12 protein-coding genes are annotated in these 9,030 nt (G+C 61.3%); 5 read left to right on the forward strand and 7 right to left on the reverse strand.

All coding sequences use genetic code 11. The annotated features are described in order from the left end of the window. The first annotated feature begins 1 nt into the window (after nucleotide 1). Both modB and modC read left to right on the forward strand, forming a co-directional pair. Complete coding sequence (gene modB, locus AC2FM5_RS04800) at nucleotides 2-694, forward strand: molybdate ABC transporter permease subunit (protein ID WP_170342025.1); 693 nt, start codon at nucleotides 2-4, stop codon at nucleotides 692-694. Next, nucleotides 691-1,788 carry a molybdenum ABC transporter ATP-binding protein gene (modC, locus tag AC2FM5_RS04805; RefSeq protein WP_170420606.1) on the forward strand — a complete coding sequence of 366 codons (1,098 nt, stop codon included), beginning with the start codon at nucleotides 691-693 and terminating at the stop codon, nucleotides 1,786-1,788. Before modB ends, modC begins: the two co-directional genes overlap by 4 nt. A gap of 26 nt (nucleotides 1,789-1,814) precedes the next feature. Here modC and AC2FM5_RS04810 read toward each other — a convergent pair whose 3' ends face one another. The 3 genes from AC2FM5_RS04810 to AC2FM5_RS04820 form a co-directional block, all read right to left on the reverse strand. Next, the gene (locus AC2FM5_RS04810) at nucleotides 1,815-1,973 is read right to left on the reverse strand and encodes a hypothetical protein (protein WP_260064313.1); all 159 of its coding nucleotides are present in this window, start codon (nucleotides 1,971-1,973) and stop codon (nucleotides 1,815-1,817) included. A 39-nt stretch (nucleotides 1,974-2,012) separates the two neighbouring features. After that, nucleotides 2,013-2,111, reverse strand: a complete 99-nt coding sequence (locus AC2FM5_RS04815; protein ID WP_260064314.1) for a hypothetical protein — start codon at nucleotides 2,109-2,111, stop codon at nucleotides 2,013-2,015. Between the two features lie 69 nt (nucleotides 2,112-2,180). Beyond that, complete coding sequence (locus AC2FM5_RS04820; RefSeq protein ID WP_280525669.1) at nucleotides 2,181-2,309, reverse strand: hypothetical protein; 129 nt, start codon at nucleotides 2,307-2,309, stop codon at nucleotides 2,181-2,183. Between the two features lie 192 nt (nucleotides 2,310-2,501). Between AC2FM5_RS04820 and AC2FM5_RS04825 the strand changes: the two genes are divergently transcribed. Further along, nucleotides 2,502-2,912 (forward strand): hypothetical protein, encoded by a 411-nt coding sequence (locus AC2FM5_RS04825; RefSeq protein ID WP_093963058.1) that lies wholly within the window; start codon nucleotides 2,502-2,504, stop codon nucleotides 2,910-2,912. Nucleotides 2,913-2,916: 4 nt separating this feature from the next. Here AC2FM5_RS04825 and hemF read toward each other — a convergent pair whose 3' ends face one another. From hemF to clpS, 4 genes are read right to left on the reverse strand one after another with little or no spacing between them, the layout of a single operon-like run. Next, on the reverse strand, nucleotides 2,917-3,801 hold the full coding sequence (gene hemF, locus AC2FM5_RS04830) for an oxygen-dependent coproporphyrinogen oxidase (protein ID WP_170360341.1): 885 nt from the start codon (nucleotides 3,799-3,801) through the stop codon (nucleotides 2,917-2,919). Nucleotides 3,802-3,809: 8 nt separating this feature from the next. After that, nucleotides 3,810-4,610 carry an SDR family NAD(P)-dependent oxidoreductase gene (locus tag AC2FM5_RS04835; protein WP_170343228.1) on the reverse strand — a complete coding sequence of 267 codons (801 nt, stop codon included), beginning with the start codon at nucleotides 4,608-4,610 and terminating at the stop codon, nucleotides 3,810-3,812. 37 nt (nucleotides 4,611-4,647) lie between these two features. After that, entirely contained in the window at nucleotides 4,648-5,613 is a 966-nt protein-coding gene (locus tag AC2FM5_RS04840) for a class I SAM-dependent methyltransferase (RefSeq protein WP_496734180.1), read from the reverse strand. A gap of 39 nt (nucleotides 5,614-5,652) precedes the next feature. Then, complete coding sequence (gene clpS / locus AC2FM5_RS04845; protein ID WP_093963054.1) at nucleotides 5,653-5,994, reverse strand: ATP-dependent Clp protease adapter ClpS; 342 nt, start codon at nucleotides 5,992-5,994, stop codon at nucleotides 5,653-5,655. A 92-nt stretch (nucleotides 5,995-6,086) separates the two neighbouring features. Between clpS and AC2FM5_RS04850 the strand changes: the two genes are divergently transcribed. Together AC2FM5_RS04850 and AC2FM5_RS04855 are read left to right on the forward strand one after the other, a co-directional pair. Next, nucleotides 6,087-6,788: an HAD family hydrolase gene (locus tag AC2FM5_RS04850; protein WP_170342015.1), complete on the forward strand. Its 702-nt coding sequence runs from the start codon at nucleotides 6,087-6,089 to the stop codon at nucleotides 6,786-6,788. Between the two features lie 306 nt (nucleotides 6,789-7,094). Next, entirely contained in the window at nucleotides 7,095-8,468 is a 1,374-nt protein-coding gene (locus AC2FM5_RS04855; RefSeq protein WP_170438416.1) for a D-alanyl-D-alanine carboxypeptidase family protein, read from the forward strand. Nucleotides 8,469-9,030 lie beyond the last annotated feature (562 nt).

Here is a 9,030-nt window from a genome sequence, read left to right on the forward strand (position 1 = left end):
CATGGGTTGGCTGGGCCCCGCCGAGATCGAAGCGTTGCGACTGTCGCTGCGCGTCTCTTTCTGGGCGACGATCGTTTCGCTGCCACTCGGGATATTCGTGGCCTACGCACTGGCCCGCTGGAGGTTTCCCGGCCGACAAGTGCTGAACGGTCTGGTGCATCTGCCGCTTATCCTGCCACCGGTCGTGACCGGTTATCTGTTGTTGCTGACCTTCAACGTACAAGCCCCGGTTGGTCGGGTGCTGGCTGATCTGGGCGTCGTTGTGGCTTTCCGCTGGACCGGAGCCGCACTGGCCGCCGGGATCATGGCATTTCCGCTGATGGTTCGGGCAATCCGCCTGTCGATCGAGGCGGTTGATCCAAAACTGGAACAGGCCGGAGCGACGCTTGGGGCATCGCAACCTTTTGTCTTTGTCACCGTGACTTTGCCTATGATTTTGCCGGGGATCATCGCAGGGGCAATCCTTGCCTTCGCAAAGGCGATGGGCGAGTTCGGAGCCACGATCACCTTCGTGTCGAACATTCCCGGCCAGACCCAGACTCTGCCGTCGGCCGTTTATGCCTTCCTTCAGGTGCCGGGCGGTGAGAGCGCCGCGATGCGACTGGTCATCATCTCGATCGTCATCGCCATGGGGGCGCTGCTTCTGTCGGAATATGTGGGGCGTCGCGCAGCGGCCCGGGTTGCCGGAACATGAGCCTGTCCGTGCAGATAAGACACCGCCTGCCGGGCATCGACCTGGACATCCTGTTCCAGGCGCCGCGGGGTGTGACGGTTCTGTTCGGACGATCGGGGTCGGGCAAAACCACCATTGTGGATGCCGTGGCCGGTTTGCTACGCCCCCAGGCTGGGCGGGTCGCGGTGGATGATTGGGTGCTGTTCGATACCGAGCAAGGCCATTGGTTGCCGCCGCATCGCCGCCGGCTGGGGTATATCTTTCAGGAAGGCCGCTTGTTCCCGCACCTGACCGTGCGCCAAAACCTGTCGTACGGCCGGTGGTTCGCTCCCCGGGACGCGCGCCGTGAAAACCCCGATCACGTGATAGAGATGCTGGGCATCGGCCACCTGCTGGACCGTCGCCCAGCCCGCCTGTCGGGCGGTGAAAAGCAGCGTGTCGCCATTGGCCGTGCTCTGCTGGCAAGCCCGCGGTTGATCCTGGCCGATGAACCTCTCGCCGCGTTGGACGAAGCGCGAAAGGCCGAGATCCTGCCCTATTTCGAGCGATTGAGGGACGAGGTCTCGGTGCCGATTCTCTATGTCACGCATTCTGCGGCCGAAGTGGCCCGCCTTGCCACCTCGGTCGTGGCGTTGCAGGACGGCAAGGTGCTGCGGCAGGGACCGGCCTCCGAAGTGCTGGCGGATCCCTCGGTTGCGCCGACAGGTGTGCGGGCTGTGGGTGCGGTGCTTGAGGTCAGTGTGGCCGCGCATCACGAAGACGGCCTGACGGAACTGACGGCAAACGGTGTCCGACTGTTCCTGCCGCGCATCCCGCATTCGGTTGGCGACACGCTTCGGATCCGCATCCCCGCCCAGGAAGTCATACTGTCGGACCGAAAGCCCGAGGGTCTGTCGGCGCTGAACGTCCTGCAGGGCACCGTCGAGTCCGTGCGCGCGGGCGAAGGGCCAGGGGCGATCGTTTCGGTCCGAACACCGGCGGGCACGCTGCTGGCCCGTGTGACGCGCCGGTCGGTCGATGCCCTGGCGTTGCAGCCCGGCAAACCGTGCCACGCGGTCGTCAAGACCGTAGCGCTGGCACCGCAGGATGTCGGTGGACGGGTCGCCAAATCTTAGGCGGCAGGGTCAATCACCCTGTTCTTTCAGAAGCTGCGAGAACTCTTTTTCCGGTACAGCTTCATATGGACCTTGCCGGCCTCATCCCGGGTCCATTCGACGATGCGGTTTCGGGTCATGTCGCTGTCCATGCGGTTCGTGCGCACCCTCGGGTGCGGAATCTCGCGTTTCAGAATCTCGACCATCTGGTTGGTCTGTCCGAAAGGTGCGACCAAATCGACGATTCAGAAAGATGAACCGCTGGTGAAATCAGTATCCATCAAAGGCTTTTCCTGCACCGCATATCGGTATTCCGCTTCAGGGCTGAGCCCGGCAAAGGTCACGAAACCGCGCGGGAATCCGTTTTGGCGAAAGATGTGATACTGCCCCAGCCGCAAAGGCGTTTCGAATGCTTACAGAACCTGGGCGAGGCTGCGCTGCTGGTGGGTTTTGGTCAGCCCGGCAAGGTAGAAGAGCGCGCCGAAATCGGCGTATTTCTCGGGAGAGATATCAAACCAGTCCTTTGGAAATTTTCTGCTCAAACCTGACCTCAACCCCTTGGGACATCGGCAGTATATCGGGCAAAGTCTTGAAATGGTACTTGTTTTCTGTCGCCGCCGAAGCTGAGAGGGCGTGTGGGCGCGGCCTGTTTCCAAAGGTGACCGGGTTTGGCTTTACTCAATGGACATGCGGCCTATGATTGGCACAACCCGGTTTTTTGGCGGATAGTTTTGATGAAGCATTCGATTTCAGCCTTGGTTCTGTCTGCAACTCTGTTGGCTCCGATCGCCGCACAAGCTGTCGGGTTTGGCATCGGCGTCCGCCCGACCTACCGCACCGAGATAAGATCCGTCGGAGACGGTGTGTATGAGGTCAAGGCAATCGGGTCGTCAGCACCGGTCAACTACTGGTGCGGGATCGGCGATTTCGCCATTCGGCAGTTGGGTGTCCCCGGTTCGCAACGGATCTACATCTGGAGGGCTTACGAGCCGGGTGTCCGAACCGTGCAATTCTCGTTGAAGCCGCCGCCGGGCGTGGATACCACCCCCGGCTATTCAATCACCGTCAAGCGGGTGGGCGAGAACATGTCAGCGTCCTCGGCGCAGAACTACTGCTACGACAACTTCATGGATTTCGGGTTCTGACGTCTCAGACCCACTTGGCCAGCGGCGGCAGGCTCATCAGCACGGCGTCTGGGTCATGCCCGGTTTCCAACCCGAATTTCGTGCCCCGGTCATAGACCAGATTGTATTCGGCATAGAGCCCGCGGTGCACCAACTGGGTGTTTTTGTCCGCTTCGGTAAATGGCTGCGCGCGCCGCTTTTCGACCAGCGGCAGAAAGGCCGGCAGGAAAGCGCGGCCAATGTCCTGGGTCAGCGCGAAATCGGCCTGCCAGTCGCCGGTGCAGTAATCATCCATGAAGATCCCGCCGACGCCCCGCGCGCGCTTGCGGTGCGGGATATAGAAATACTCGTCGGCCCACTCCTTGAGGCGCGGATAGTGCCCTGGTCCGTGCGGGTCCAGAAGCGCCTTCTGCGTGGCGTGGAAATGCGCCGTGTCCTCGGGGTATTCGATGCAGGGGTTCAGGTCGGATCCGCCGCCGAACCACCAGGCATGGGGCGTCCAGAACATGCGGGTGTTCATGTGAACGGCCGGGACATGCGGGTTTTGCATATGCGCCACAAGGCTGATGCCCGAGGCCCAGAAACGCGGGTCGTCGGCCATACCGGGGATGCCCTTGCGCGCGGCCATCGCCTGTTGTGCCCGCTCGCCGAGCGTGCCGTAGACGGTCGAGACATTGACGCCGACCTTCTCGAACACGCGGCCACCGCGCATGACCGACATCAGCCCACCGCCCGCGTCCGAGCCATCCTCAGACTGGCGTCGAGTTTCCTTGACTTCGAACCGCCCGGCGGGGGCATCGGAAAACGGCCCCGCGTGGTGGCTGTCTTCCAAAGCCTCGAAGGCCGCGGCGATTTCGTCGCGCAACTGGCGAAACCAGGCCGAGGCGGTGGATTTTTCCGTTTCAAACATCGTCAGGCTCAATGCGCGGGAGCGGCAACCGGGTCCAGAAGGGTCCGTCCACCGTCAATTGTCAGGACTTGCCCGGTAATGAACGCAGCCGCGTCCGAGGCAAGGTATTGCGCCGTTTCGGCCAGCTCGGCCGGGGCGGCAATGCGGGCCAGTGGGGTATGATCCTCAATGTCCCGCCGATAGTCCCGATTGTCTTTCAGGGTGGCCTGCAGTGATGCGCTCATGACCGACCCCAACGCAATCGAGTTCACGCGGATCCGATGAGGCGCAAGCGCCACTGCTAGGGACCGGGTCAACTGGTCCTGCGCGGCGCTGGAAACCGAATAGGCCAAAAGGCCTGGATGCGCGCGCTGACCGGCGATCGAGGACAGGTTGATGATCGAACCATTCGGTCCCTCTTCCTGATCCTCGGATTGTTTGATCATCCGCTTGGCCACAAGCTGGCTCAGCCGCAGGGCGGGCATCAGGTTCTGGTTCAGAAGGGTGCGAACCGAGTCGTCTTCCAGGTCCAGCGGATCCGTCGGGATGACCTGTCTGGCCCCGTTGACCAGAATATCGACCTGATCGAATGCATCCAGAGTGGCCGAAAGGAGGTTGGCGATCGTCAGCTTTTCGCGCAGATCACCGGCGAAGTAGCGGACGTTGCTGTCGTCGGCCTGTTCGCCCAGTTCTTCTGCCAGACGTTTCTCGTCCATGTCGGCGAACATCACGTTGGCGCCCGCATCGGCAAAGTGACGGCCGATGGCAAGGCCGATGCCGTTGGCGCCTCCGGTAACGATGGCGGTCTTGCCGGCTATGGAAAAGGACATGTGTTTCCTCCTGAGTCGCGGCGCAGGTTAATCGGCTTCACCGCCGAGGGCGAGAGGCGTGGAATACCTTGAACCGGTTGTCGCCTGCAATTTCCTCGACCCGCGCAAACGCGTCAGTCAAAGTCGTTTCATAGGGGAGATGGCGGTTGGCGACCATCCACAAGTGGCCCGAGCGGGACAGGTTGCGCGCGGCGGCGGTGATGAACCCACGCCCCAGGTCGGGATCGGCGCTGCGCGACGTGTGAAACGGCGGGTTCATGACAACGGTGTCCACGGGTTCTGGCGCAGACCACGTCACCGCATCTGCCCAGTGGAACTGTGCCCTTGGGTCGGGCACGTTGGTCCGGGCGCATGTCAGGGCAGTATGGTCGGCTTCGACGAGATGCAGCGTGCGCACAGTGTCATCCTGCAGCAGCCCGGAGGACAAATAGCCCCACCCGGCACCCAGATCGGCGACCCGAGGTCCAGGCTTTGGTGGAAGGGTCTGGCGCAACAGTGCCGAAGCAGGATCGACCCCGTCGGCCGAAAACACCCCGGGCGCGGTTTGGAAGCCATCCGCCATCTGTCCTGTGGACGCGGCCCAGTCTGCAAATGCGTCGGGATCGGCCTTGAACCAGAAGATCTTGCCATGCGCCTTGGCGATGGGGCCCTCGATCTCGACCCGCTTGCGAACGTCCTTCAGCAAGCTGTCCACGCCATCTGTCTTGGCACCATCAACGGCAACCGTTCCCGAGGCCCGGCTGCACGCATGATGGATCATGGCGCGTGCCTGCGCTTTGGCGCGGGACAGAAACAGAACCACGTCTTCGCAGGCGCTGTCGGTTTCGGGCACAGCTGCAAAGCCGCGGTCCCGGAAATGGTCGTGGAATGGTTTGAAAGGTTGAACAATCTCGACACCGTTCGGCAGCGCCGACAGGTCATGATCCGGCGTCGGTCCAATGACCGATATCGGTTCCGACAGGGTCAGGCCCGAGTCGAGGGCGAGAGACAATCGTAAGGACATCAGAGCGGGTTGAAGGGGGCAGAGGCGCGCGTCGCGACCCTACTCCTCTCTCTCCATGGTGCATTGAAGCGGGTGTTGGTGCCGACGAGCGAAATCCATCACCTGCCCAACCTTGGTCTCGGCAATCTCGTGGCTGAATACGCCGACCACGGCCACACCTTTCTTGTGCACGGTCAACATGATCTCGAAGGCCTGCGCATGGGACATCCCGAAGAACCGCTCGAGCACATGAACCACGAATTCCATGGGCGTGTAGTCGTCGTTCAACAGCAGCACCTTGTACAAGGGCGGTCGTTTGGTCTTGGGCTTGGTCTGAACAAGGATTGACGTGTCGCCATCGTCTTCCGATTTGCCAGCCATCATCCAACGGGCTTCAATCATGTCGCGAGATTTTCCGATTCACACTTCGGGTCGTTTCAGGGCTTATATAACGTCGACCCACCCAGAGGAAAGAGCAACCGGGCGGATTCGAAATGGATGAAAACCTGACCATCGTCGCTTTCGACGCTGACGACACCTTGTGGCACAACGAGCGTTTCTTTCAGCTGACCCAAGCGCATTTTGCTGCGCTACTGGCGGATCATGCGGACCGTGACCATCTGATGGAGCGGTTGTTGGCGGCCGAGAAGCGCAACATCCGCCACTATGGGTATGGCATCAAAGGTTTCGTCCTGTCGATGATCGAAACCGCAATCGAGGTGACGGAAGACAAAGTCCCGGCCAGGGTCATCCGCGAACTGATCGAAGCCGGGCAGGAGATGCTGTCCCACCCGATCGAGCTGTTGCCTCACGCGCGGGAGACGGTCGAGACAATCGCAGGCACCCATCGCATTGTTCTGATCACCAAGGGTGATCTCATTGATCAAGAGCGCAAACTGGCCCAATCGGGATTGGGTGAACTGTTCGACGCGGTCGAAATCGTGTCGGAAAAGACGCCCGACACCTATAGCGAAGTCTTTCGGCGGATGGGGCAGTCACCTGCCGGTGCCATGATGGTCGGCAATTCGATGCGGTCGGATGTGGTCGCGCCGATCCAGGCGGGGTGCTGGGGCGTGCACGTACCGCACGGTCTGGTGTGGGAGATCGAGCAGGCCGAGATCCCGACAAGCCATCCCCGTTTCCGGGAGATCCGCGATTTGGGAGATCTTCCTGATCTGGTCCGGCAGATTTCCTGACCTGTGACAGATTGGCCCCAGTTTCAAACTTTTACGACGAGGCCGCGCCAACTTTTTGACATCTTCGCCGTTTTGGTGGCGGCCATCCGTTGGGCCGCAACATCTAGACGCCACCGAGCGGAGCCGCTGCCGCGGATTTTTCAGCTTTCGGTTTATTTCAACAGTGCTGTGTGTTAGCCTCGACCAAATAATCAAAAAGGCTGACCGGGAAAACTCGGCGGCGCGAGGCAGACAGAGGCAAAGATCGTGCAGATTCGGCGGATAGTTCCGGCGCGGGCGGGCTTGCTCGTAGTCACAGTGGTATGGATGGCGCTGGTCCTGGCGACTCAGGCGCTTGCGGCTCCTTATGCGGCAATGGTCATTGACGCCAGAACCGGTGAGGTTCTGCACTCCCGCAACGCCGATACCAGGCTGCACCCTGCTTCTCTCACCAAGATGATGACCCTCTATATCGCCTTCGAAGCGGTGCGGAACGGTGAGATCACGCTGGACACCCAGGTGCGGATCACCAAGGCCGCGGCGGCCGAGCCGCCCTCCAAGCTGGGCCTGCGGGCGGGCCAGACCATAGCGTTCCGTTATCTCATCCGCGCGGCCGCTGTGAAATCGGCCAATGACGCCGCGACCGCGATCGGCATCGCTCTCAGCGGATCCGAGGCCGCCTTTGCGCGCCGTATGACCCGCACAGCCAAGGCCATGGGCATGAGCCGCACAACCTTCAAGAACGCACACGGGCTGACCGAAGCGGGCCATCTTTCGACTGCGCGTGACATGACCACGCTGGGTCGGCACCTGCTTTATGACTATCCTGAGTATTACAACCTGTTTTCACGCCAATCGACACATGCGGGCATCAAGACTGTTCCGAACACCAACCGGCGGCTGCTGGCAGCCTACCGGGGCGCCGACGGCATCAAAACCGGGTACACGCGCGCTGCGGGCTTCAACCTTGTTGCTTCGGCCAAGCGTGGGGACAAACGGATCATCGCAACCGTGTTCGGTGGCAAATCCAGCACTTCGCGCAACGCCAAGGTGGCCGAGCTACTGGACATGGGATTCCGGCGCGCCCCGTCGCGCGCTCCGATCCGCAAACCTGCCCGTCCGGCATATGCCGGGAATACCGGGCTGGGTGGAGCCACCCAATTGGCCAGTGCGGTCCGCGCACCACAGCGCAGCCTTCGACCTGTGATGCGACCCGGGGCTGGGGTGGCCATCCAGGTTGCCGGCGCCGTGGCTGAAACCGCAGCCAAGAACGGTGCACGTATTCAAGACGGCATCGCCGCGGCGATCGCCGCAACGGATATCGCGCCGACGGCGCCTCCGGTCGAGAATGCCGACACGCGCCCGGCCCTGCGCCCCGAGAACCTTGTGCTTGCATCGACCGAGCCCGCAGAAGTCGTGGTCGAGCCCGAGCAGGAGGTCGTTACCCGTCTGTCCACGTCGGGTGGGCATCTTTGGGGCGTCAATGTCGGGCGCTACACCACCCGCTACGAGGCCGAGAAGGTTTTGCTGAAAACGGCTTTGTCGGAAATGACGACACTGGAAGGCACTTTGCGCAAAGTGAACCAGAGTTCGCGCGGGTTCGACGCGACCTTCCAGGGCATGACCCGCGAGCAGGCGGATCTGGCCTGTCGCCGCCTGAAGGCGCGCAATGTCACCTGTTTCATGATCGGGCCATCATAAGGTCCGACACTCTCTCCTGGATCGTTGCTGGCCGCGAATGGATTTCGCGGCCTTTTTTTGTGCCTTAAATGGGGTGGTCATTCGGTCCGGCCGGAGGCCAATGGCGCTGTGCGCGTCAAGTACATGGGGGAGGCGCAATACGCTGTGTTCGGCGCACCAACGCTTGTGCGTTCCGAGCCGCCAATCGGGCACAGAGTGAGTCGACTCATGGGGCGCGAGTCGAGTGTTCTTGTGGTGATGTCCGGGCGCTTTCGCTATATATAGTGGTCTGGTGAGGTCGGGCTTAGAAACCAGCGGGTCGGGCTTGATCTACGGGGGTGAAATTCCCAACGGTGGAGCTAGGTGGCTGTTGTCTAAGTATCTGACAAGCATTGATAAAAATAAAATCAGCAAAAAAGTTCGGCAGTTTGTCATTTTCTGCTTGCGGTGATTTGTAGTTATCCTTAGAACGCCCTTCACCGGCGCTGCTGAGGCGGTGTTGGTTGGTCGGATGGACGGCCTGACGGACTGGAAAGACGGTTGAGACGCCTGGGAGAGACCGGGGGCATCTTGAGTTGGGGTT

It is taken from the genome of Ruegeria sp. BHSA162 (assembly GCF_059613385.1).